Source organism: Loktanella sp. PT4BL, from assembly GCF_003201935.1.
GTDB lineage: Bacteria > Pseudomonadota > Alphaproteobacteria > Rhodobacterales > Rhodobacteraceae > Yoonia.
Genome location: NZ_QJJL01000001.1, coordinates 745,257 through 767,398, shown reverse-complemented (window position 1 = coordinate 767,398; position 22,142 = coordinate 745,257). Strand labels below are relative to the sequence as shown.

Sequence of the window (22,142 nt, the reverse complement as noted above, 5' to 3'; positions counted from 1 at the left end):
GGTGCGTTCCCTATAGGCTGGTCTTTAGTTGTTTTGTATGGCGTCTTGTGACGCGGGTGTCAAAGCTTGCGGTGCAAGTGAGGCTTGGATTTCTTCTTCCGGCAGGTCGATTTCGTAGAAGGTATAGCTCAGCGTGATCGTATGCACGTACTGCCCTTCGCGGTCATCCACGATGGCGGGGTCCACAAAGAAGCTCACCGGCATCATCACGGTCTCGCCTGGCATCAGGACTTGCTCGGTGAAACAGAAGCATTCGATCTTGTCGAAAAACGCACCCGCCTCGTAAGGGGTGACGTTGTAGGCCGCCTGCCCCGCAATCGGCACATCCAGCGGGTTGTGCGCCTCGTAAAACGCGAGCCCCGTTTCGCCGATACGGATTTCCATTTCGCGGACTTCAGGTTTGAAGGTCCACGGCATGTCACGGGCAAGAGAGGCGTCAAAACGGACCTTGATGGTTTCATCAAGGATCACATCGCTGCCTGTTTCGGCGACATTGGTCGCGCCGCCAAACCCTGTGACACGGCAGAACCAGTCATAAAAAGGCACCGATGCCCAAGCAAGGCCGCCCATGAGGATCACGACCGAGACTGTCTGTACCAGCGTTCTGTTTGTCCCTTGCAGGTTAGGAAACAGTTTCATTCGCCTGCCCCTTCTTCTGGAATAAGCTGTGGTCGGGCCACGTGGTCAAAACGTTCGAACTGGTTCGCGTTTCCCAGTTCAAGAACTTTCACCACAGTCAGACCAAAGATCACGGCGATAAAACCCGCCAAGATAAGCCCAAGCCCATAGTTGCGGCCTTTGCGCCGCGTATGCAGTTCGTGTTCGACATGCAGAGTCATGACCAGCCTCCAATCCCGTAAAGCCGCAGTGCCGCTTCGACGAGGAGCGCACCGAAATGCGCAAACAGATAGTAAAGAGAAACCTTGAAGACCTTGATTTCGACCTTGTGCTTGTCGGCTTCGCAGGCCGCGTCATCACGCCGCCAGATATCAAAGGCCCCCTTGAGGAACCACACATTCATCCAAACCGCAATCGCTAGATAGAACGGGCCACCGATCGACGTGAAACCAAGCCCGATTGCGACAGGAACCAGCAGCAGCGTGTAGACCAAAACATGCCGGCGCGTTGAATCCCGCCCGTGCGTTTCGGTCAGCATCGGTATACCGGCGTTCCCGTAGTCCGACTTTACAAACAGCGCGAGCGCCCAGAAATGCGGTGGTGTCCACATGAAAATCAACGCGAACATCAGCACACTTTCGATACTGACGCCGCCGGTCGCCACGGCCCAGCCGATCATCGGCGGGAAGGCACCTGCCGCGCCACCTATGACGATGTTCTGCGGGGTCGCCCGTTTCAGCCACATCGAGTAGACGACGGCATAAAAGAAGATCGTGAAAAGCAGCAGGAACGCCGCGAGGAAGTTTGTCGCCAGCGCCAAAAGCACCACCGCAAACCCGGAGAGTGCCAAACCGATGCCCAGTGCCTCACCCGGTGCCACGCGCCCCGAAGGGATCGGCCGTCCGGCAGTGCGGCGCATGCGCGCGTCGATGTCAGCATCCCACCACATGTTCAGCGCGCCCGACGCCCCTGCGCCCACGGCGATACACAGGATTGCCACGAAACCGATAAAAGGATGGACCGGCACGGGCGCGACAAGCAACCCGACAAGCCCTGTGAACACAACGAGTGACATGACACGCGGCTTTAACAGGGCAAAGTAATCGCCCATGTTCGCCTCATATGTGCTTTCAGATGCGCTAATGTCGCTCATGCCAAACCTTGTCATAGGGCGGTGGGTGAACACCCACCTTATGTTTTGGACCTGTCAAAGAATGCAAGGCGGGTCTGAACCCGCCCTCACACTTAGGATGTGCCGGTCGCCTCAGCGAGCCAAGCGTCATATGTCTCTTGGCTGACGACTTTTACGGTAATCGGCATATAGGCGTGGTCTTTACCGCAAAGCTCGGAACACTGGCCGAAGAAGATCCCTTCACGCTCAGCAGCAAACCACAGTTCGGCCAGACGGCCGGGCACCGCGTCCTGCTTCACGCCAAAGGCCGGGATCGTCCAGGAGTGGATCACGTCAGCCGCAGTTACCTGCATCACAACTGTTGCACCGACAGGCACAACAACCGCCGTGTCAGTTGCCAAAAGATACTCTTCCTGACTGTAGCCGTATTCTTCGAGTTCTTCGCGGGCCAGCATGTAGCTTTCGAAACCGAAGTCATGATCGACGTACTCATAACCCCAGTACCACTGATAGCCGGTGACCTTGATTGTAATATCCGCCTCGGGGATCTCCTGCTGTTTGAACAGCACGGGCAGCGAAAACGCACCGATAAAGACAAGGATCACAACCGGCACTACCGTCCATGCGACTTCGAGCGGCGAGTTATGCGTGAATGTCGCGGGTTCAGGGTTGCGCTTGTGGTTATAGCGGATCACGACCCACGCCAGCAGTGCGGTTACAAACAATGTGATAATGGTGATAATCACCAAAAGCATGTTGTCGAGCCAAACCACATCGCGCGCCAGTTCGGTTGCAGACGGCTGAAAGCCCATGCCGCGATCAACTGGTCGGCCCACAATCTCAAGCTCTTGGTTTACCTGCTGTGCTGTTGCTGATGTTCCCGCCATCAGCAGACCGGCGGTGGTCCAAAGCGACGTTGCAAAGGTGTTCAAACGCATATCGTACCCTATCTTATTTGCACCTGCGATGGTGCGTCTCCCGGGCGATTCCATTCGGGCTACGGACGGAATCCCATTGTATTCGACAGACCGTGTCCCATATCCTAACGCACAACTCAAGAACTGCTATTGCGTCAAACAGACGCTTTCGTGACAAAATTCACGCCGCACAAGGAAAAACCCATGTCCGCAGACCCGTTTCGCCCGTTTGAAACCAATCTAGATCAGGATACGGCACTTTTGCTGTTGCGTGAAGCGACCGCTGGCGCCGATGATGGTGAGCTCTTTCTGGAACGGCGCAAGTCCGAGGTGATCTCGTTTGACGACGGGCGCATCAAAACCGCCAGTTTTGATGCATCCGAAGGGTTCGGCCTGCGCGCCGTGCGGGGAGAAACCGCAGGATATGCCCATTCCACCACCATTGACGAACATGCCCTGAAACGTGCCGTTGCCACCGCGCGGCTTGCCGTCGGAGACGGCGGCGGCACCATGTCCGCAGCCCCTGCCGGTACAAATCGTAAGCTCTATTCCGATGATGACCCAATGCTGCAGGCCACCTTTCCTGCGAAGATCGACCTTCTGCGCGAAATAGACGCCTTCGCCCGTGCACTTGATCCGCGTGTCGTGCAGGTATCAGCAACCATCGCCGCGTCTCACCAGGAAGTCCTGATTCTGCGCCCCGAAGGCACGCTTGTGACCGACACCCGCCCGATGTCGCGCCTCAACATCAGCGTGATCGTCGAGGAAAACGGCAAGCGTGAAAGTGGCGGTATGGGCGGCGGTGGTCGTGCGGGCCTGATCGGGCTGATCGGGCGTGACCATTGGGAACCTGTTGCACGCGAAGCGCTGCGTATTGCCTTGGTCAATCTTGATGCCGAACCTGCGCCTGCGGGTGTTATGGATGTCGTGCTCGGCCCGGGATGGCCCGGCATTCTGCTGCACGAGGCAATCGGCCACGGCCTTGAGGGTGATTTCAATCGCAAGGGATCAAGCGCCTTTGCAGGCCTGATGGGCCAGCAGATCGCCGCCAAAGGTGTGACCGTGCTGGATGATGGCACAATCCCTGACAGACGCGGGTCGATCACGGTAGATGACGAAGGCACGCCCAGCGCCAAAAACACATTGATCGAGGACGGTGTTTTGGTCGGCTATATGCAGGACCGCCAGAACGCCCGCCTGATGGGGGTCGCACCGACTGGCAATGGACGGCGCGAGAGTTTCGCCCATGCGCCCATGCCGCGCATGACCAATACCTATATGCTGGCCGGTGACGCCGCACCTGAAAGCCTTGTCGCTGATCTCAAGGACGGGATCTATGCTGTGGGGTTTGGTGGCGGTCAGGTCGATATCACCAACGGCAAATTCGTCTTCAGCTGCACCGAGGCCTACCGCGTCAAGAACGGTGTGGTCGGTGCCCCCGTCAAAGGCGCCACATTGATTGGTGACGGAGCGACGGCGCTGAAACATATACGCGGGATCGGCAATGACCTTGCGCTTGACCCCGGGATTGGCAACTGCGGAAAGGCGGGCCAGTGGGTGCCGGTTGGTGTCGGGCAGCCAAGCTTACTGATCGGCGGGCTAACGGTGGGTGGCGCGGCTGCATAATTGGGTGCCGCCATTGGTTTGGCGCGGCAGAGTGGAGCTATTTTTCGGTATTGCCGCGCAAGGACTTCGGGAAACCTGCATTTTTGACGAATTTAATGCAAATCCGGTAAGAACTCGTTAACCCCGTTCATCCTAAAGTAGCTTTGCAATATGGCGGAGCCTACAGGATGACCGGAACACAAGTTTCTTCCACTCACCCCCCACTCCTACCCACCACGGAAGAGGATCTGTTCAACCGGCTCCGCCTATTGCGATCACGTCGGGTTGGCGTTGCGACATATCACCGTCTGCTGGCAGAACACGGCAGCGCGGCTGATGCATTGCGCGCCTTGCCAGATGTCGCGAAAGCCGCTGGTGTCAGCGGCTACGAAATCTGTCCAGAAGGCGTGGTCAGGGCGGAACTCAAAGCAGGTAAGGCCGCAGGGGCGCAATTGGTGATGCACGGATCACCGGCCTATCCTTCGGCCCTTTACGACATTGCCGATGCGCCACCACTGATGTGGGTGCTGGGACAGACGGCGCTTTTACAAAGGCCGATGATCGCACTTGTTGGCGCGCGGAATGCATCGTCCCTCGGGACACGCATGGCGAAACGACTGGCCGAGGATTTGACAAAATCTGGCTTTGCGGTGGTTTCGGGCCTTGCGCGCGGCATTGATGCGGCGGCCCACCACGGCGCGCTTGCCGGCGGTACTATTGCTGTCATGGCCGGCGGTGTCGACACAATATATCCCGCAGAAAACACGCAACTGGCGCAAGACATCGCAAAACGCGGCGTGCGTCTGTCAGAAATGCCGATGGGGCTTCAGCCGCAGGCGCGGCATTTTCCCATGCGCAACAGAATCATTTCCGGTCTTGCCCGCGCCGTCGTTGTGGTCGAGGCCGCAGGAAAATCCGGTAGCCTGATCACCGCCCGCAATGCGCTGGATCAGGGGCGTGATGTTCTGGCTGTGCCGGGGCACCCGCTTGATGCCCGTGCTTGGGGGTGCAACCTGTTGATCCGCGATGGTGCAACGCTTGTCCGCTGCGCTGAAGATGTCATCGATGCATTGACACCGGTCGTAGAGGCGCCCGCACCTGATCTACCTGAAGCTGCGCCACAGGAAAGAACGCTGCGCGATATCGCGGCCCTGCATTCGGAAATTCTGTCCCGCCTCAGCGCCGCACCGATCGCCGAAGACCAGCTGATGCGTGACATCAAAGTGACAGCGACAGACGTCGCACCCGTCCTGATCGATTTGGAACTCGATGGCAAAATCACGCGGCATGCGGGTGGTTTACTGGCCCGCGTTCTCTGAGAATACGGCAGTCACGCGCAAAGATTTTTACCCTCATTGACATTCGGCAGGCAGACGCCACATCTTGCGCGACTTAAGGAACCGTATTGTCTGTAAAGGATTCTCATGCCCGTTGTCGTTGTCGAATCCCCTGCGAAGGCCAAGAAAATAAACGGCTATCTGGGCAGCAACTATACTGTTCTCGCGTCCTACGGACACGTCCGCGACCTACCGCCAAAGGATGGATCCGTCCTGCCTGATGAAGATTTCGACATGAAATGGGAAATTGCGGCGGACAGCAAAAAGCACATCAAAGCAATCGTTGACGCGCTGAAAAACGACAATGAGCTGATACTCGCAACCGACCCCGACCGCGAAGGCGAAGCGATCTCATGGCACCTGACAGAGGCGCTGATTGCCAAGAAAGCGATCAAGAAAGACACGCCCGTCAGCCGTGTGGTGTTCAACGCCATCACGAAATCCGCCGTCACAGAGGCAATGAAGAATCCCCGTCAGGTTGATGAACCTTTGGTCGATGCCTATCTCGCACGCCGCGCGCTGGATTATCTGGTGGGGTTCAACCTTTCACCTGTCTTGTGGCGCAAACTGCCCGGTGCGAAATCCGCCGGCCGCGTCCAATCGGTCTGTCTGCGCATCATCGTCGAGCGCGAGATGGAAATCGAAGCGTTCCGCAGTCAGGAGTACTGGACAGTCAAGGCGCTTTTGCAGTCTCCGCGCGGCCAGACGTTTGAGGCACGCCTGACCACACTTGCTGGCAAAAAGCTCGACAAGTTTGATTTAGGCAACGCGACACAGGCCGAAATGGCTGTGCAGGCCATCAATTCGCGCGATCTGGTCATCCAGTCAGTCGAGGCGAAACCGGCCACCCGCAACCCTTCGCCGCCTTTCATGACCTCAACCTTGCAGCAAGAGGCCAGCCGCAAATTCGGCATGGGCGCGAAACAAACGATGAGTGTCGCCCAGCGTCTTTATGAGGCGGGCCTGATTACATACATGCGGACCGACGGTATCGACATGGCGCCCGAGGCTGTCACAGGCGCCCGCGATGCGATCAAGGCAAAATTCGGCGAAAAATATCTGCCCGACCAGCCGCGTCTCTACAAGAACAAAGCCAAGAACGCGCAGGAAGCACACGAGTGCATCCGCCCGACCGAAATGTCGGTTAGTACCGAAGATGCCAAAATCGCCGACGCTGATCAGCGTAAGCTCTATGACCTGATCTACAAACGCACGATAGCCAGCCAAATGGCCGCCGCGCAGCTGGAACGCACTGTCGTTGATATCACCAGCGCCGATGAACAGGTCGTACTGCGCGCGAACGGGCAAGTGATGGTCTTTGACGGCTTCATCGCGATCTACGAGGAAGGCAAGGACGACACGGTTGTCGATGATGATGACAAGCGCCTGCCGCAACTGACCGCAGGCGAAAAGGCCGAGAAAAAGTCGGTTGATCCCGAACAGCATTTCACACAGCCACCGCCCCGCTATACAGAAGCGACGCTCGTCAAGCGCATGGAAGAATTGGGGATCGGCCGCCCGTCGACCTATGCATCCATCGTGACCACGATTCAGGATCGCGGTTATGTCGAGAAGGACAAGAACCGTCTGATCCCGCAGGATAAAGGGCGCTTGGTAACGGCCTTTTTGACCAATTATTTCCGCAAATACATCGGTTACGACTTCACCGCTGATCTCGAAAACCAGCTTGATGAGGTCAGCGCAGGCGCGGCTGACTATAAAAAGGTGCTGGCGCGGTTCTGGCGCGATTTCTCGGCGGCGATCGCCGAAACCGCCGATTTGCGCATCACCGAGGTGCTGGAAAAAATCAACGAGGTGCTGGAACCCCATCTTTTCCCGCCCACCGAGGACGGCAGCGATCCACGCCTGTGCCCCAACTGTGGCGCAGGGCGTCTGTCAATGCGCACGGCACGCTCTGGCGGGGCCTTTATCGGGTGTTCGAACTATCCTGAATGCCGCTATACAAGGCCCTTCGGCCCACCCAATCCAGAGGCCGAAGCCTCGGCCATCCCGCCAGAGGGTAAGCTGTTGGGCATTGATGATGGCGACGAAATCCGCATCTTCAAAGGCCGTTTTGGCCCCTACGCCCAGCGCGGGGAAGTGACGGAAGAGAACAAAAAACCACCCCGTCAGGGTATCCCTGCGGAGTGGGAGCCAGAGGATGTGACACTTGATCAGGCACTGATGCTGCTGTCGCTGCCACGTGAACTTGGCCCGCACCCCGAAGATGGCATTCCGGTCTGGGCCAATATCGGACGCTACGGACCATACCTGAAACATGCCGAAAGCACTTCGCATCGCGGTGGGACCAACGCCAACCTTGAGAGCATTGATGAGGTCTGGACCGTGGGGATGAACCGCGCGGTACAGCTCTTGGCGGAGAAAGTGGCGTCACGCGGTGCACGTGGCAAAGCAGCTGTGCCGATCCGTGAATTGGGCGAACACCCCGAAGCTGGCGGTCCCGTCAATATTTATGACGGCAAATACGGGCCTTACGTGAAATGGGAAAAGATCAACGCGACGATCCCTGACACCATTGAGCCGTCCGAACTGACGCTGGCGCAGGCGGTGCATCTGATTGACGAGCGCGCCGAGAAGGCCGGCAAAAAGAAACCGGCCCGCAAGAAAGCCCCCGCCAAGAAGACCGCTGCCACCAAAAAGAAACCGGCGGCCAAGAAAGCCGGCTGAGGGCAATTCTGCGTCGCGGCAATTTATTGACTCTCCCGGTGTTGGGCGGCACTACTTGTGCAAATCACGCCGGAGAGTTCGTCAATGAAAAAGATCTACCCTAACGCGGCCGCTGCTCTTGATGGGCTTTTGCACGATGGCATGTTTATCGCCGCCGGCGGTTTTGGCCTTTGCGGCATCCCCGAACTTTTGCTGAGTGCAATCCGCGATGCAGGCACGAAGGACCTGACTTTCGCGTCGAACAATGCAGGCGTTGATGACTTCGGGATCGGCATTTTGCTCCAAACCCGTCAGGTCAAAAAGATGATCAGCTCATATGTCGGTGAAAACGCCGAATTCATGCGGCAGTATCTGTCGGGCGAGCTTGAACTGGAGTTCAACCCCCAAGGCACATTGGCCGAGCGCATGCGCGCAGGCGGCTGCGGCATCCCCGGCTTTTATACCAAAACCGGCGTTGGCACCGTGATTGCCGAGGGAAAAGAACATAAGGATTTCAACGGCGAGACCTATATCCTGGAAGAAGGCATCTTTGCCGATCTTGCGATTGTCAAAGCATGGAAAGCCGATGCAACCGGCAACCTTGTGTTCCGCAAGACAGCACGCAATTTCAACCCGCCCGCGGCGATGTGCGGCAAGGTCTGTGTGGTCGAGGTGGAAGAAATCGTCCCGACAGGGAGCCTTGATCCCGATAGCATCCATTTGCCCGGCATCTATGTACACCGTTTGATCCAAGGGGATCACGAAAAGCGGATCGAGCAACGCACAGTGAGGAGCGCATAACATGTGGGACCGTAATCAGATGGCCGCGCGCGCCGCACAGGAACTGCAGGACGGCTGGTATGTGAACCTCGGGATTGGCATCCCGACGCTGGTTTCTAACTACATCCCTGAAGGGATCGAAGTGACCTTGCAGTCCGAAAACGGGATGCTGGGCATGGGGCCTTTCCCGATCGAAGGCACCGAGGACGCAGACCTGATCAATGCGGGCAAGCAAACGATCACCGAACTCCCACAGACGGCCTATTTTGACAGTGCGCAATCCTTTGGCATGATCCGTGGCGGCAAGATCGCGATGGCGATCCTAGGTGCGATGGAAGTTGCCGAGAACGGTGATCTGGCAAACTGGATGATCCCCGGCAAGCTGGTGAAGGGCATGGGCGGGGCAATGGATCTGGTCGCGGGCGTTGGGCGTGTCGTTGTGGTGATGGATCACACAAACAAGCATGGCGAAAGCAAAGTCCTCAAGGAATGCACCCTGCCATTGACCGGTAAAGGTGTTGTCGACCGCATCATCACCAACCTCGGCGTGCTGGATGTAGTCGAGGGTGGTTTGCGCATTGTCGAAACTGCCGATGGTGTAACAGAAGAAGAACTGCGCGCCGCAACCGAGGCGGCGATTGTCTGATCTCTCTGTCATGCACGAAGAGAATGGTCGCAAAGGCCGCTATTCTATTGTGCACCGATCGGGAGAAAGTGAACTGACCTATTCTGTGGTGTCGCCCCAAAAGGTCTCTGCCGATCACACGCAGGTGGCGAGTGGTCACGAAGGGGAAGGTGTTGGCCTTATGATGCTGCGCGAGATGATTGCAGATGCGCGCGGCAAAGGCTTCCAGATCCTGCCGCTTTGTCCTTTTGTAAATGCAGAGCGCCGCAAGCACCCGGAATGGTCAGATGTGTTTTCGGTCTAGATACCGTTCACATTGAACACGCAGGCATCGGTGATGAGTTCGGGGGGCGTTTGGCAAAGGCCCTTGGCAACCTGCCAGGCCGCCAGCACCTTGGGCACATAGGCCCGCGTTTCCGAGAATGGAGGCACACCATCATACCGGCGCACGTTGCCTTCCCCGGCGTTATAACCCGAAAGTGCCAGCAAAGCGTCATTCTCAAAGTGGTCGAGCAACCACTCAAGATAAGCCACGCCACCTTTGATGTTTTGTGCGGCATCCGTACTGTCATCCACACCAAACCGCGTTGCTGTATCTGGCATAAGCTGCATCAGACCGGTTGCGCCGGCTGAACTCACAGCGTCAGTGCGTCCCGCACTTTCGACCGAGATGACCGCAAGGACCAATGCAGGCGACACAGAGGTGCCGACAGTCTCGGTCAGGATACTACGTCCATGCGCCGAGGCGATATTCTGCAGTGATTGCAGTCGCGGCGAGGGCACACCCTGCCCCGCTGGAGGATTGTTAAGTTGCGCGATTGCCTTTTGGAACCGCACCGCTCCCTGCGCAGCAATGTCCGTAGGAACCGTGGTCCAGAACCATTCAAGCCCCGATGGCTGCGGCAACGCAACCGCACCGGCAGCCGCAACAGGCTCTGGCGCGGGGTCAGCATAAACCGGGCCCAGACGTGGCGCGTTTGGATCAATCTGAACGGTGATCCGGTTTGTAGAACCCGCGCTGGGAACCGGCACACGCTTGAAGGTGAAGTCCGGCAACAGGCGCTCGACCTCGGCGACCACAGGGGTTGATGCGAGAATCGCACTGATAAGTGCTACGCTCGTTAATTTACGACTCATTTTTGAACCTGCTCGAGGCTTTTTGTTCATATAAAGATGGCAGAAAGCAGCCAAAAAGCTAGAGCTTTGGGAACAATAAACTGGATTCAAACAGAATTGGCGGCTTTGTAGCAACGGACTTCTGCGAAGATGAACGAAAGATGAATTTTTCTTTCATTTAAAAACAGTCACTTACAAATTCCCCGGCAAATTTTCCGGTCTGTGGCGAAAAAAACTGATTGATGCCAAAGTGCTGCCCCATTCAAATGGCTATATCTACTCATCCAAACCGGTGCTCGCGTTAGCTTTACCAGTAAACCAGATGCCGACGCGGAACGAAACTTAATCTGCAAATACCCTGAGGAGGGATCACTATGCTTAACTTTATCAAAAACTTCCGCAGCGACGAAGACGGCGCTGTAACAGTTGACTTCGTTGTTCTGACAGCTGCAATCGTTGTTCTGGGCCTGGCAGTCGGCGCGGCAATCAGCTCTGGCGCTCAGGACCTCGCAAACGATATCGAAGAAACGTTGGACGGCCAACAGCGCAACGGCGGATAATTCCGGTCTTCGTTGAATTAAGGAAGTTGCGCCTGCGCCGCTTTGGCGCAACTTCACTCCAGAGCTGTAGTGTACGTTTAGCAATGCCCGCGCTCTGAGATTAGATGGCATCGCAATCTTAGTATAGAAGGTTCGTTTTCAACCTTCGCCTTACGTCAGATTTGAAGCCGGAGTTTCCAATAATTATGCAAATGTACCTAGACTTTCTGAGCGACGAAGATGGCGCGGTCACCGTAGATTTTGTTGTGCTTACGGCCGCTATTTGCTTGATGGGCCTTACCGTTGTAACAGCATTCAGCGGCAGCGCTGAAGATCTTGCCAATGACTCGGCGTCGTTCATGCGAGAACAATGCGTCAATCTTGCCTGCGATTAACGTCAGGCGGCCACTGGTCGGTTTTTCGATGACCACCTTCCGCAAATTAATGCAGCATAATAATAGAAGTAATTTTAACCAGCAGCGTGGTATGCTTTCCTAGACTGATTGACCTGCGGAAACAAGTCCGATCAATCACACGTCAGGCAGACCATAGCACGCATGAGTTTCGCTCATGCATCACAAACGCACATTGTGGTAACCTCACTCTCTTGTATTTTCCGGCCATGCAATGTCTGCTACGGTAACAGCCTGGCGACATAATATGAACATGCTCTTAGGTTACTTCAAAAGCGTAATCTGCGGCGGCAAAACGAGATTGGGTGCGCCATCCATGATGATGGCCCGGAAACTAGAGGTGAAGATATGCGTGCTGTTTTTGGATTAGTTCTGTTGATTGGGATGGGGCTTGCCGGTTTCGCTGTATATATGGTGAACCAGTATATGGAAACGCAAGCATCCCAATTGGAGCGAGAACGCCAGCGGTCTGCAACTGCGATTCGGACTGTAGATATCTACGCACCCTCCCGGTCGCTCACTTATGGTGATTTGCTGACTATAGATGATGTCCAGATCATAAAGTATGCGCGCGATTATTTGCCCGATGGCGTGTTTGAAACTGAGGAAGAGCTTTTCCCAGAGGGTCCGACAGTGCCGCGCGTTGTCCGTATTCCGATGCAGGCGAACGAACCAATTTTAAACGCCAAAGTCACAGAGGCCGGGGCGCCGCAAGGCATTACCGCACTACTAGATCCTGGCATGCGGGCCTTTCCATTGCCCAATAACATGACTCAAGCATTTGCAGGCGATCTCAGAACATCTGATCGAATTGACCTGTATTGGGTTGGTAGCGTGGATCGCGGACAAAGAATATCGCGCTTGGTGAAAAGCAGACTTGAAATTATTGCAATGGGTGAGACGGATGCTCGCGGCAGAGGCACCGGCGTTATTCTTCAGGTATCGCAAGAAGACTTTGCAGATCTGCAAGTGTTGCAGGCAGCAGGAACGCTTTCACTGACCCCAGTGGGGCGTAACGACCTTGCGCCCGGTGACACAACGATTGAAACCAACATCCGCGATGTTCTGGGCATTGTGGAAGAGGTGCGTGAACCGGAGCCTGAGATTGTCGAGGAAGAACGCTGCTTTGTCACCCAGCGCAACGGGACCGAACGTATTCAGGTTGAGGTCGAATGCGCCAACTGAACTGGCCACTTCACTGAATTGACGATATCTTTCTTACGCCCCGCTAAATCTTGTGTGGGGCGCAAGAACATACACACGGCCTAGCAAGTGTTGCGTTTAACCCACATTCGCTCCGCCCTCCAACACCTTGATTATTGCAATAAATATGGTTGTGGCTCATGGTCAGCGCATCATGGGCGGGAAGACCCGTTATAACGAGGCGTGATCGGAGAGGCAGGTCACTTATGAAATATGACAAATTCTTAAAGGCAGCTATTGCTGGCTTGACGTTGTCGCTAACTGCGGCAGCACCAACTATTGCACCGGCCGAAACGTTGCGCGTTCTGCGCGGCGCGGCGTCCAGCGCACTGAGCGTTCCGATGAGTCGGGCCGTTGTTGTGGAGAGCGATGTGCCCTTCACCGAACTTTCGATTGCGAACCCGGGCATTGCGGATATCTCGTCATTGTCGGACCGCACAATCTACGTTCTGGGCAAAGAGCCCGGCCGCACGACCCTAACCCTTCTGGGTGAGAACGGGCGTCTGATTACGAACGTCGAAGTGCATGTTTCACCTGACATGGCAGAGTTCAAAGAGCGTTTGACGCAAATTTTGCCGGGCGAAAACATCGAGGTCCGCACAGCAAATGACGGGATCGTTCTGTCCGGTACAGTAAGCTCGATCGCACGACTTGATCGCGCACTGGATCTTGCAGAGCGCTACGCACCCGAGCGTGTGTCAAACCTGATGACCGTCGGCGGCACACAGCAAGTGATGTTGAAGGTGCGTTTTGCAGAAATGCAGCGATCTGTCAGCAAAGCGCTGTCTTCTTCACTTTCACTGTCCGGTCTTGGATTCGGTGACGATGTCAGCATCACTGGTGGTACAAACCGCACAGTTGGCCAAGCCGCGATTAACGGTGCTCTCGCAAACACCGTCCCAGCGTCAAACTCCAACAACGGCGCGTTTGTCTTTGGCTTCGGTGCGGGTAGCCTCGAAGTGGGTATCTTGCTTGAAGCTCTGGAAACACGGGGTGTTGTGCGGTCTTTGGCAGAGCCAAACCTGACGGCGCTCAGCGGTCAGGAGGCGACGTTCCTCGCCGGTGGCGAATACCCTGTACCATCTTCGAATGACGGTGGAACAATCTCGGTTGAATATAAGCCGTTCGGTGTCGAGCTAAGCTTTATTCCACGCGTGATTGATGGCGACATCATCAATCTGGAACTCAGCGCCGCAGTATCGGCGATTGACCCTTCCAGCGGCTTCCAGGCAAACGGCTTCTCTGTCGATGCTTTTAGCCGTCGTGAAACATCGACCACAGTTGAGATGCGTGATGGCGAAAGCTTTGCAATCGCCGGGCTGCTCTCGGATGACTTCAACGACTTGAACGGTCAGGTTCCATGGGTCGGGGATATCCCTGTCCTTGGTGCGCTGTTCAGAAGCGCTGAATTCTCGCGTCGCCAGACAGAGCTGGTGATTATTGTGACGCCACACCTTGTGTCACCGACACGGGGCGAAGCGTTGGCCTTGCCAACGGATCGTGTGCGCCCACCCACCGAGCAAGGGCTCTTCCTCTTCGGCCAGGTGGCCCGGACGGGTGGTCCATCATCAGGTGGCGCAGGCGAAGTGGCACGCCAGGACTTTAGCGGGTCCTACGGCTATGTCCTTGACGAATGATTGGAGCGTAAGTCGATGAAATATATGATTACAGCAGCCATCGCGGCCGCAACACTGGGCGCCTGCTCTTCCGCTGACAGGCAAATCGCAGCTGCTTCGTTCTTTACTGAGGCAGGGTCAACGATCGACTCTGGTGATTTTGGCGAAGCCACAATGAACAACCGTCTGGTTCAGACAGGTGCACAGGATTACACGATCAATCTTGCGCGTCGTTTTGCAGCCGATGTGAACACAACGGTAAACTTTGCCTTCAACTCGACAGTTCTGGACGCCGATGCGCGTGCAACACTGATGAGACAGGCAGACTGGATCCGCCAGTTCCCTGAGGTCCGCTTCAAAGTCTACGGCCACACTGACCTTGTTGGCAGCCAGAGCTATAACCGCTCGCTTGGCTTGCGCCGCGCACAAACCGTCGTGTCGTTCCTGGCGACGCAAGGGATTGACCGCAGTCGGCTGGAAGCCGTCGTATCCTTCGGTGAAACACAGCCGCTTGTTGTGACCGAGGGCCGCGAGCGTCGTAACCGTCGCACGGTCACAGAGGTGACAGGATTCGTTGAAAACGATCCAATGCTTCTGAACGGCAAATACGCTGCCGTTATTTTCCGCGAATATGTTGCAAGTGCTGTTCCGGCAACCGAGACTGCGACAGACGGCCTCTAAAAATATGCGCTTTCGCGCTTCGTTGACGCCGGATTCTTGATCCGGCGTCAACATTTGACCAAAGAATTGCAAATCGTCGCAAATATCTGCACAGTCGAGCTGATTTGGTCCTATTATCGACAAATTTCCCAGTAATGATTGGACCAGAAGTTGGTTTTATAGCCATGGTTTAGGCAAACCTGGCCGGTATGGTAGGTGAGTCTTACTACTGGCTGGTGATTTTGAGTGAAATTAAAGTGATGGGGACATCAAGAAGATGAGTACAAGCCCGGTTGTCCAGAGTGATCCGCCACAAATCGTGGCGTGCACGATCAGTCGTGACGTGCAGAATTTTGATCTCCTGATCGAAGATATGGAAGCGGCATTGGGCGATGCATGGGGTGACCTCAGTTTTGAGGATGCCATCGCATTTCTAGGCCAGCCGGAGGCACGCGGTCTTCAGTTTGTCACACTCGCGATGGATGCCGAGGACGAAGACAACCTTTCAACCATCTCCGAGGTCATAGCATCCGCTAAAGCCGCATCTGTCAAAGTGATCCTTATCGCAGAAGATGTCAGCCCGACCGCGCTGCACCAGCTTTTGCGCGAAGGCGGTGACGAATTTGTCCCCTACCCTCTTCCTGAAAATGAATTGGCGCGCGCAATCGAACGTGTACTGACCAAGCAGGAAACACCCGCACCGCAAAGCGGTGAAAAAGGGTTCCAGGTAAGTGGTGACCGATCGGGGGTTATCATCCCCATCCATGGTCTCGCAGGCGGGACCGGTGCCACTATGCTGGCTGTAAATCTCGCCTGGGAACTGTCGAACATTGACAAGAAGGACCCGCCAAAAGTCTGCCTTCTCGACCTCGACTTTCAGTTCGGCTCTGCTTCCACATATCTTGACCTGCCCCGTCGCGAAACTGTCCTTGAACTGCTGACCGACACAGCAACAATGGATGCGGAAACCTTCATGCAGGCCACGCTGACCTATGGCGATAAGCTGCATGTACTGACAGCGCCGATGGACATGATTCCGCTCGACATGATCACGCCGGACGACATCAAACGCGTGATCCAGATGGCCGCCAGCAACTTCGACTATGTCATCATTGATATGCCTTCGACGATGGTTGAATGGTCCCAGACCGTTCTCGAATTGGCTCATGTGTATTTCGCGATGATTGAGCTTGACATGCGTTCGGCGCAAAATACGCTACGTCTCAAGCGTGCGTTGCAGTCTGAAGATTTGCCGTTCGAAAAGATCCGATTTTTGCTGAACCGCGCGCCCGGATTTGCCGATATGAACGGTAAAAGCCGCGTGAAGCGCCTTTCCGACAATCTTGGCATTTCTATCGAGGTCCAACTGCCTGATGGCGGCAAACCGGTCATGCAAGCGGCAGACCACGGCGCGCCGATGGCAGAAACCGTCCCAAAGAATGCCCTGCGCAAAGAGATTATGAAGCTCGCGAAATCGATCCATGATGTCAACCAAGCAGATACAGCCGAAGCGAATGCTTGAGAGGTAACGCTATGTTTTCAAAATATAAAAAGCCAACCCTACCAAAAGATGCTGCCACGGTCACACCGACCGCCCCTTCCAAAGTTGACGTTGCAGCTGTGCCTGTAGCGAAGGCCGATGACGGACGTAAGCCCCTTCACAAGACGACCCAGGCACGGCGTCCGGGTGAAGTGGCACCAATGGACAAGGAAAAACGCCGAAAGGAGCGTTTGGGTGAAATCAAACTGGAGCTTCACAAGGCCCTGCTGGACAACCTGAACCTTGCCGCGCTTGAAACTGCCTCCGAGCAGGAGTTGCGCACAGAAATCAACGCGATCGCCAACGAGACCCTCGAGGATATGGGGATCGTCCTGAACCGCGAAGAGCGCCAGACCTTGAGCCAGGATCTCTTCTTCGAGGTGACCGGCCTTGGTCCGCTGGAAACGCTGCTCAAAGACGAGACGGTGAACGATATTCTGGTCAACGGCCCGCAACAGATCTTTGTGGAACGTGACGGACGTCTGGAACTAACGGACATTACCTTCAAGGACGAACGACACCTGTTGCGGATTATCGACAAGATCGTGTCTGCTGTTGGCCGGCGCGTCGATGAATCCAACCCATATGTTGACGCCCGTCTCGCCGACGGTTCGCGTTTCAACGCGATGGTTCCACCTATTGCAGTGGACGGATCGCTTGTTTCCATTCGTAAGTTCAAGAAAGACAAGCTTGGCATCGAAGAGCTTGTCAAATTCGGCGCTTTTACCGAGGAGATGGCAGCCTACCTTCAGGCCGCGGTGTCCACCCGCCTCAATATTATCGTTTCCGGTGGTACAGGTTCGGGTAAAACCACAACGCTGAACGCGCTTTCCGGCTTTATCGACGACGCCGAACGCATCCTGACAATCGAGGATACAGCGGAACTTCAGCTGCAACAGACCCACGTTGGCCGGATGGAAAGCCGCCCACCGAACGTTGAAGGAAAAGGCGGCGTTTCCCAGCGTGACTGTCTCAAAAACGCCCTGCGGATGCGTCCTGACCGCATCATCGTAGGTGAGACGCGTGGTGAAGAAGTTATCGACATGTTGCAGGCCATGAACACCGGCCACGACGGATCCATGACCACGATCCACGCCAACAGCGCGCGCGATGGTGTATCGCGTCTGGAAAACATGATCGCGATGGCCGGTATCGAGATGCCGATCAAAGCGATGCGCAGCCAGATTTCTTCGGCTGTGAACTTGATCGTGCAGGCATCCCGCTTGCAGGATGGTTCACGGCGGATGACGTCCATCACCGAAATCACCGGTATGGAAGGCGATGTTATCTCGATGCAGGAAATCTTCCGGTATCAGCGCGTTGGTCTGACACCAGACAACAAAATTATCGGTCACTTCACAGCGACCGGTGTCCGCAGCCACTTCTCCGAGCGCTTCAAGCTTTGGGGTTATGATCTTCCACCTGCCATCTTTGAACCGATGGTCGCGGAGTAAACGACATGATTTCAGTCGAACCACTTATCTATGTTCTGATTTTTGTCGCCGTTCTGGCGCTTGTTCAGGGTGCCTACCTTGTCATTTTTGGCAAGTCGATAAGTATGGACGGCAAGGTCAACCGTCGTCTGGATATGCTCGACAAAGGTGGAAGCCGCGAACAGGTTCTGGATCAACTCCGCAAGGAAATGACTCAGCACATGAAGTCGCAGAGTATTCCCGTATACTCTTTGCTGGCTGATCGCGCACAAAAAGCCAATATCGCATTCACACCGGTTCAGTTGATGCTGATGATGGTTGTGCTGAGCGGCGTTTCCTTTGCCCTTTTAACTGTCATGACAGACGTTGGCGTCCCGATCCGTGCACTGGTTGCGGTCCTGATGGGGATCGGTAGCGTGTACGTATGGGTGAACAGCAAGGCTAACAAGCGTATGAACATGCTTGCAGAGCAGCTGCCGGAAGCTGTGGAACTGATGGTGCGTTCGCTGCGTGTGGGGCACCCGTTCTCATCCGCCGTCGCAATCGTTGCACGCGAAGTACCAGACCCCCTGGGCACTGAAATGGGCATGATTTCAGACGAGGCCGCATATGGTCGTGATATGGGCGAAACGCTCAAGGCAATGGCAGAACGGCTCGACAATCAGGACATGCGCTTTCTTGCGGTTGCTGTAACAATCCAGCAGACGTCCGGCGGTAACCTTGCCGAGATTTTGGATGGTCTGGCCAAGGTGATCCGGGCACGCTTCCGTCTTTTCCGCCGCGTTGCTGCGATCACTGCTGAGGCGAAATGGTCTGGTAATTTGCTTTCCGCTTTTCCGGTTGTGGCACTGCTCGGTATCAATCTTGTCAAACCCGACTATTATGATGAAGTCATGACAAGTCCGCTTTTCATTCCCGCTGTTCTGATAGTGGTTGCATTCCTCGTGGTGAACCTCATTGTGATGCGGGCCTTGGTCAACATTAAGGTCTAAGGGGCTGCAGATGGAAGATATCCAAACACTGATCACCGACATGCTGGGGCCATATGGTCCATTGATGATTGTCGGCTTGCTGGGCGTGTTTCTTATTCTGGTGACACTGCCCGTCTTGCTGAAGCGCGAAGTTGACCCGCTTGACCGGATCAAGGCGGCAAGTACGTCACCCGAAGCTGGGAAAAAGGGTAAGGGCAAGCAGTTACGCTCGGCCTCTGGTAAAGACAAACTCGAGAAATATGCCAACTTCCTCGAGCCGCAGAACGCTGATGAATACTCCGCAGTTAAGCTGAAGTTGCTGCAGGCCGGTTATCGCAGTAAAAACTCGGTGCGGATTTACAACTTTCTGCAATTCGCCTTGGGTATCTTTGGCCTTCTGTGCGGTGGCGCCTATACGCTCTTCCAGATGACAACAGGTGTCGAGGCCACGACACAGCAACTTGCGATGTGGATCTTGATCCCAGGCGGTTTTGGTTACGTCTTGCCAAAATACTGGGTGACACGTCGCCAACAAATGCGTCAGGAGGCAATCACGAACGCTTTCCCTGACAGTCTTGACATGATGCTCGTCTGCGTTGAAGCAGGCCAATCCTTGGACCAGTCCATCATCCGCGTTGCACGCGAACTGAAGTCCGGCTTTCCTGATCTCGCTGATGAGTTCGAGATCGTAAGCCAAGAATCCAAAGCCGGTAAGGACAAGAACACTGTTCTCAAGGACATGTCCGATCGCTGTGGTGTTCCGGATATTGCCAGCTTTGTCACTGTGCTCGTGCAATCCTCGCAATTTGGTACCTCCATCGCTGACGCGCTGCGGGTCTATTCCGCAGAGATGCGCGACAAACGCGTGATGCGCGCTGAGGAGAAAGCGAACAAGCTGCCAACGAAAATGACCTTGGCAACCATGATGCTGACCGTGCCGCCACTGATGGCAATGCTGATTGGCCCGTCAATCTATGCGATCGCCGTAAACCTGGGAGGCTAGCCCGCCATGAAGCTACGGCCGCTTGGTATTGGCCTCGTCATGCTATCTTTGGCCGCCTGCGCGACAGGCGGCCTTAATCGTTCTCCGGATGGCGTATTTGCGCCCGGTGTGGCCCGTGGTGAAAGTGCAGACGGCCTGATCGTTGGCCACCGCCTGATGGCGGCAGGTGAATATGAATTGGCCCTCAAAGCCTATAACCGCGCCGCCGCACAGCAGGGTCTCAATGTCGATACGATGTCCGCCATCGGTTCGGCCAACCTTAATCTGGGGCGCTTGGGACAGGCCGAACGATGGTTGCGCCGTGCTGTTGAAGAAGATCCGACATTCCCCCCCGCCTGGAACAATCTTGGCGTCATCTTGATGGAAAGGGGGAATGTCAGTGAGGCAAGCGAGGTTTTCCGTCGCGCATTTGCCGCGGATAACGGAAATTCGGACGAAATCCGCGACAATTTGCGCTTAGCACTCGCAAAATTGGAAAATCCGATCAATACTGAGGAACAAGAATATCAGAACTTTAATCTGATCCGGCGCGGTGCAGGTGATTTTGTATTGATGTCGGAACCACTATAGGCAAGAGCAGCAAGAGGACGCAGAAAAATGCGCCACCCAATTATACTGACGCTTTTTGCGGCAACCGTCGGGTTGTCCGCTTGTGATCAATCCGGCGAGGCACAAGTCGAGCGTGCCATGCAAGATATTAACGTTGTCGACGAAACCAACCTCAACGATGTAATGCTGACAGTCGGTGACCCCGATGAGGCCGTGCGCTATTTTGCCAACGCCAACGCCAATGACCCCGGGCGGATCGACCTGCAGCGCGGCTTGGCAAAGTCACTGATCCGCGCCAAGCGACCGACAGAGGCCATCACAGCATGGCAGGCTGTTGTCGCAAACGAAGATGCGACGAACACCGACCGCGTTGAACTGGCCGATGCATTCATCCGTGCAAATCAGTGGGACGAAGCGGCGGCGACGCTCAATACCGTGCCCCCGACTTATGAGACATTCCAGCGTTACCGGCTTGAGGCAATGGTCGCAGATAGCCGCCAGCAATGGGAGAAGGCAGACAGTTTTTATGAGACAGCAGTGGGGCTAACGACACGCCCTGCGACAGTTTACAACAACTGGGGTTTCTCCAAGCTGACACGGGGCGATTATGCCGCCGCCGAGCGTCTTTTTGGTGATGCATTGCGTTTCAACAGCAATATGTTCACCGCCAAGAACAACCTCGTGTTGGCCCGTGGTGCACAGCGGAACTACGCGATCCCTGTCATTCCGATGACCCAGATCGAGCGCGCCCAGTTGATGCACACAATGGCACTTGCCGCGATCAAGCAAAACGACATCACAATCGGCAAATCGCTGTTGAATGACGCGATCAATACGCATCCCCAATATTTCGAGGAAGCTGTCCGCGCACTGGAAGCTCTTGAAAACAATACTGGCAACTAGGCACAATCAGGAATGACTGCCTACGCCGCCTACTGGTTCCTTCCGGCCGTCATTCCGCTGGCATTGTTCATTTCATGGAACGACATGCGTGACATGAAGATCACCAATAGAACGGTGGCTGTCATGCTTGTCGTCTACGCGGTGCTCGGGCCTTTTGCCTTTGGATGGGAAATGTATCTGTGGCAATGGCTACACTTTCCAGTCGCACTGGTGGTCTGTATGGCGCTTTGGGCCTTGCGTGTTATGGGCGGCGGGGACGCCAAACTGATCGCAGCAATGGCCCCCTTCTTTGTCATGTCCGATATCGACGTGATCTTACGTGTTTTCGCAGCCAGCCTCCTGGGGGCATTGGTCGTGCACACATTGTTTCGCCTGACACCGCTCAAACGGCCTGTGGCTGGGTGGAAGAGCTGGAATGCCGGTCGGTATTTCCCGAAGGGCTTCCCGTTAAGCATGACGCTTGTACTATATCTTGTGCTCGCCGCAGTTTATCTCTGAAACTCGGTCAATGCCTT

22 protein-coding genes are annotated in these 22,142 nt (G+C 55.5%); 17 read left to right on the top strand and 5 right to left on the bottom strand.

Features of this window, described 5'->3' with window-relative positions:
* Nucleotides 1-24: 24 nt before the first annotated feature.
* The 4 genes from C7964_RS03725 to coxB form a co-directional block, all read right to left on the bottom strand.
* Entirely contained in the window at nucleotides 25-639 is a 615-nt protein-coding gene (locus tag C7964_RS03725) for a cytochrome c oxidase assembly protein (RefSeq protein ID WP_110278289.1), read from the bottom strand.
* Entirely contained in the window at nucleotides 636-839 is a 204-nt protein-coding gene (locus C7964_RS03720) for a cytochrome c oxidase system small membrane protein (RefSeq protein WP_110278288.1), read from the bottom strand. Before C7964_RS03720 ends, C7964_RS03725 begins: the two co-directional genes overlap by 4 nt.
* Nucleotides 836-1,771 (bottom strand): heme o synthase, encoded by a 936-nt coding sequence (gene cyoE, locus C7964_RS03715; protein ID WP_110278287.1) that lies wholly within the window; start codon nucleotides 1,769-1,771, stop codon nucleotides 836-838. The genes C7964_RS03720 and cyoE overlap by 4 nt, the downstream gene beginning before the upstream one ends.
* Before the next feature lie 92 nt (nucleotides 1,772-1,863).
* Nucleotides 1,864-2,688 (bottom strand): cytochrome c oxidase subunit II, encoded by an 825-nt coding sequence (gene coxB / locus C7964_RS03710; RefSeq protein ID WP_110278286.1) that lies wholly within the window; start codon nucleotides 2,686-2,688, stop codon nucleotides 1,864-1,866.
* Nucleotides 2,689-2,871: 183 nt separating this feature from the next.
* Here coxB and tldD point away from each other — a divergent pair, with 183 nt between their 5' ends.
* The 6 genes from tldD (at nucleotide 2,872) to C7964_RS03680 (ending at nucleotide 9,985) form a co-directional block, all read left to right on the top strand.
* A complete protein-coding gene (gene tldD, locus C7964_RS03705; protein WP_110278564.1) occupies nucleotides 2,872-4,293 on the top strand; it encodes a metalloprotease TldD in 1,422 nt (473 codons plus the stop codon).
* 167 nt (nucleotides 4,294-4,460) lie between these two features.
* A complete protein-coding gene (gene dprA, locus C7964_RS03700; RefSeq protein ID WP_181417096.1) occupies nucleotides 4,461-5,591 on the top strand; it encodes a DNA-processing protein DprA in 1,131 nt (376 codons plus the stop codon).
* Between the two features lie 105 nt (nucleotides 5,592-5,696).
* Entirely contained in the window at nucleotides 5,697-8,297 is a 2,601-nt protein-coding gene (gene topA / locus C7964_RS03695; RefSeq protein WP_110278285.1) for a type I DNA topoisomerase, read from the top strand.
* An 84-nt stretch (nucleotides 8,298-8,381) separates the two neighbouring features.
* A complete protein-coding gene (locus C7964_RS03690; RefSeq protein ID WP_055687447.1) occupies nucleotides 8,382-9,077 on the top strand; it encodes a CoA transferase subunit A in 696 nt (231 codons plus the stop codon).
* A gap of 1 nt (nucleotide 9,078) precedes the next feature.
* On the top strand, nucleotides 9,079-9,702 hold the full coding sequence (locus C7964_RS03685; protein ID WP_110278284.1) for a 3-oxoacid CoA-transferase subunit B: 624 nt from the start codon (nucleotides 9,079-9,081) through the stop codon (nucleotides 9,700-9,702).
* A complete protein-coding gene (locus C7964_RS03680) occupies nucleotides 9,695-9,985 on the top strand; it encodes a GNAT family N-acetyltransferase (protein WP_286163739.1) in 291 nt (96 codons plus the stop codon). The genes C7964_RS03685 and C7964_RS03680 overlap by 8 nt, the downstream gene beginning before the upstream one ends.
* Here the strand turns inward: C7964_RS03680 and C7964_RS03675 are convergent.
* Nucleotides 9,982-10,818 carry a lytic transglycosylase domain-containing protein gene (locus C7964_RS03675; RefSeq protein ID WP_110278283.1) on the bottom strand — a complete coding sequence of 279 codons (837 nt, stop codon included), beginning with the start codon at nucleotides 10,816-10,818 and terminating at the stop codon, nucleotides 9,982-9,984. The genes C7964_RS03680 and C7964_RS03675 overlap by 4 nt on opposite strands.
* 353 nt (nucleotides 10,819-11,171) lie before the next feature.
* Here C7964_RS03675 and C7964_RS03670 point away from each other — a divergent pair, with 353 nt between their 5' ends.
* From C7964_RS03670 to C7964_RS03615, 11 genes are all read left to right on the top strand, one after another.
* The gene (locus tag C7964_RS03670) at nucleotides 11,172-11,357 is read left to right on the top strand and encodes a hypothetical protein (protein WP_110278282.1); all 186 of its coding nucleotides are present in this window, start codon (nucleotides 11,172-11,174) and stop codon (nucleotides 11,355-11,357) included.
* A gap of 740 nt (nucleotides 11,358-12,097) precedes the next feature.
* Nucleotides 12,098-12,934, top strand: a complete 837-nt coding sequence (gene cpaB, locus C7964_RS03660) for a Flp pilus assembly protein CpaB (protein WP_110278280.1) — start codon at nucleotides 12,098-12,100, stop codon at nucleotides 12,932-12,934.
* Between the two features lie 224 nt (nucleotides 12,935-13,158).
* A complete protein-coding gene (locus C7964_RS03655) occupies nucleotides 13,159-14,589 on the top strand; it encodes a type II and III secretion system protein family protein (RefSeq protein WP_110278279.1) in 1,431 nt (476 codons plus the stop codon).
* Between the two features lie 15 nt (nucleotides 14,590-14,604).
* Nucleotides 14,605-15,249, top strand: coding sequence for an OmpA family protein (locus tag C7964_RS03650; RefSeq protein ID WP_110278278.1), 645 nt, complete (start codon nucleotides 14,605-14,607; stop codon nucleotides 15,247-15,249).
* A 256-nt stretch (nucleotides 15,250-15,505) separates the two neighbouring features.
* Nucleotides 15,506-16,750, top strand: a complete 1,245-nt coding sequence (locus C7964_RS03645) for a CpaE/TadZ family protein (RefSeq protein WP_110278277.1) — start codon at nucleotides 15,506-15,508, stop codon at nucleotides 16,748-16,750.
* 11 nt (nucleotides 16,751-16,761) lie between these two features.
* On the top strand, nucleotides 16,762-18,222 hold the full coding sequence (locus tag C7964_RS03640) for a TadA family conjugal transfer-associated ATPase (protein ID WP_110278276.1): 1,461 nt from the start codon (nucleotides 16,762-16,764) through the stop codon (nucleotides 18,220-18,222).
* Between the two features lie 5 nt (nucleotides 18,223-18,227).
* Nucleotides 18,228-19,193: a type II secretion system F family protein gene (locus tag C7964_RS03635; RefSeq protein ID WP_110278275.1), complete on the top strand. Its 966-nt coding sequence runs from the start codon at nucleotides 18,228-18,230 to the stop codon at nucleotides 19,191-19,193.
* A gap of 10 nt (nucleotides 19,194-19,203) precedes the next feature.
* Nucleotides 19,204-20,175, top strand: coding sequence for a type II secretion system F family protein (locus tag C7964_RS03630; RefSeq protein WP_110278274.1), 972 nt, complete (start codon nucleotides 19,204-19,206; stop codon nucleotides 20,173-20,175).
* A gap of 6 nt (nucleotides 20,176-20,181) precedes the next feature.
* Nucleotides 20,182-20,745: a tetratricopeptide repeat protein gene (locus C7964_RS03625; RefSeq protein WP_110278273.1), complete on the top strand. Its 564-nt coding sequence runs from the start codon at nucleotides 20,182-20,184 to the stop codon at nucleotides 20,743-20,745.
* A 27-nt stretch (nucleotides 20,746-20,772) separates the two neighbouring features.
* Nucleotides 20,773-21,627, top strand: a complete 855-nt coding sequence (locus tag C7964_RS03620) for a tetratricopeptide repeat protein (protein ID WP_110278272.1) — start codon at nucleotides 20,773-20,775, stop codon at nucleotides 21,625-21,627.
* Nucleotides 21,628-21,639: 12 nt separating this feature from the next.
* A complete protein-coding gene (locus C7964_RS03615; protein ID WP_110278271.1) occupies nucleotides 21,640-22,125 on the top strand; it encodes a prepilin peptidase in 486 nt (161 codons plus the stop codon).
* Nucleotides 22,126-22,142: the final 17 nt, after the last annotated feature.

What these genes read in the sequence shown, in the direction of transcription:
- C7964_RS03725 (WP_110278289.1), bottom strand. Translation starts at nt 639, where the DNA reads ATGAAACTGTTTCCTAACCTGCAAGGGACAAACAGAACGCTGGTACAG.
- C7964_RS03720 (WP_110278288.1), bottom strand. Translation starts at nt 839, where the DNA reads ATGACTCTGCATGTCGAACACGAACTGCATACGCGGCGCAAAGGCCGC.
- cyoE (WP_110278287.1), bottom strand. Translation starts at nt 1,771, where the DNA reads ATGAGCGACATTAGCGCATCTGAAAGCACATATGAGGCGAACATGGGC.
- coxB (WP_110278286.1), bottom strand. Translation starts at nt 2,688, where the DNA reads ATGCGTTTGAACACCTTTGCAACGTCGCTTTGGACCACCGCCGGTCTG.
- tldD (WP_110278564.1), top strand. Translation starts at nt 2,872, where the DNA reads ATGTCCGCAGACCCGTTTCGCCCGTTTGAAACCAATCTAGATCAGGAT.
- dprA (WP_181417096.1), top strand. Translation starts at nt 4,461, where the DNA reads ATGACCGGAACACAAGTTTCTTCCACTCACCCCCCACTCCTACCCACC.
- topA (WP_110278285.1), top strand. Translation starts at nt 5,697, where the DNA reads ATGCCCGTTGTCGTTGTCGAATCCCCTGCGAAGGCCAAGAAAATAAAC.
- C7964_RS03690 (WP_055687447.1), top strand. Translation starts at nt 8,382, where the DNA reads ATGAAAAAGATCTACCCTAACGCGGCCGCTGCTCTTGATGGGCTTTTG.
- C7964_RS03685 (WP_110278284.1), top strand. Translation starts at nt 9,079, where the DNA reads ATGTGGGACCGTAATCAGATGGCCGCGCGCGCCGCACAGGAACTGCAG.
- C7964_RS03675 (WP_110278283.1), bottom strand. Translation starts at nt 10,818, where the DNA reads ATGAGTCGTAAATTAACGAGCGTAGCACTTATCAGTGCGATTCTCGCA.
- C7964_RS03670 (WP_110278282.1), top strand. Translation starts at nt 11,172, where the DNA reads ATGCTTAACTTTATCAAAAACTTCCGCAGCGACGAAGACGGCGCTGTA.
- cpaB (WP_110278280.1), top strand. Translation starts at nt 12,098, where the DNA reads ATGCGTGCTGTTTTTGGATTAGTTCTGTTGATTGGGATGGGGCTTGCC.
- C7964_RS03655 (WP_110278279.1), top strand. Translation starts at nt 13,159, where the DNA reads ATGAAATATGACAAATTCTTAAAGGCAGCTATTGCTGGCTTGACGTTG.
- C7964_RS03650 (WP_110278278.1), top strand. Translation starts at nt 14,605, where the DNA reads ATGAAATATATGATTACAGCAGCCATCGCGGCCGCAACACTGGGCGCC.
- C7964_RS03645 (WP_110278277.1), top strand. Translation starts at nt 15,506, where the DNA reads ATGAGTACAAGCCCGGTTGTCCAGAGTGATCCGCCACAAATCGTGGCG.
- C7964_RS03640 (WP_110278276.1), top strand. Translation starts at nt 16,762, where the DNA reads ATGTTTTCAAAATATAAAAAGCCAACCCTACCAAAAGATGCTGCCACG.
- C7964_RS03635 (WP_110278275.1), top strand. Translation starts at nt 18,228, where the DNA reads ATGATTTCAGTCGAACCACTTATCTATGTTCTGATTTTTGTCGCCGTT.
- C7964_RS03630 (WP_110278274.1), top strand. Translation starts at nt 19,204, where the DNA reads ATGGAAGATATCCAAACACTGATCACCGACATGCTGGGGCCATATGGT.
- C7964_RS03625 (WP_110278273.1), top strand. Translation starts at nt 20,182, where the DNA reads ATGAAGCTACGGCCGCTTGGTATTGGCCTCGTCATGCTATCTTTGGCC.
- C7964_RS03620 (WP_110278272.1), top strand. Translation starts at nt 20,773, where the DNA reads ATGCGCCACCCAATTATACTGACGCTTTTTGCGGCAACCGTCGGGTTG.
- C7964_RS03615 (WP_110278271.1), top strand. Translation starts at nt 21,640, where the DNA reads ATGACTGCCTACGCCGCCTACTGGTTCCTTCCGGCCGTCATTCCGCTG.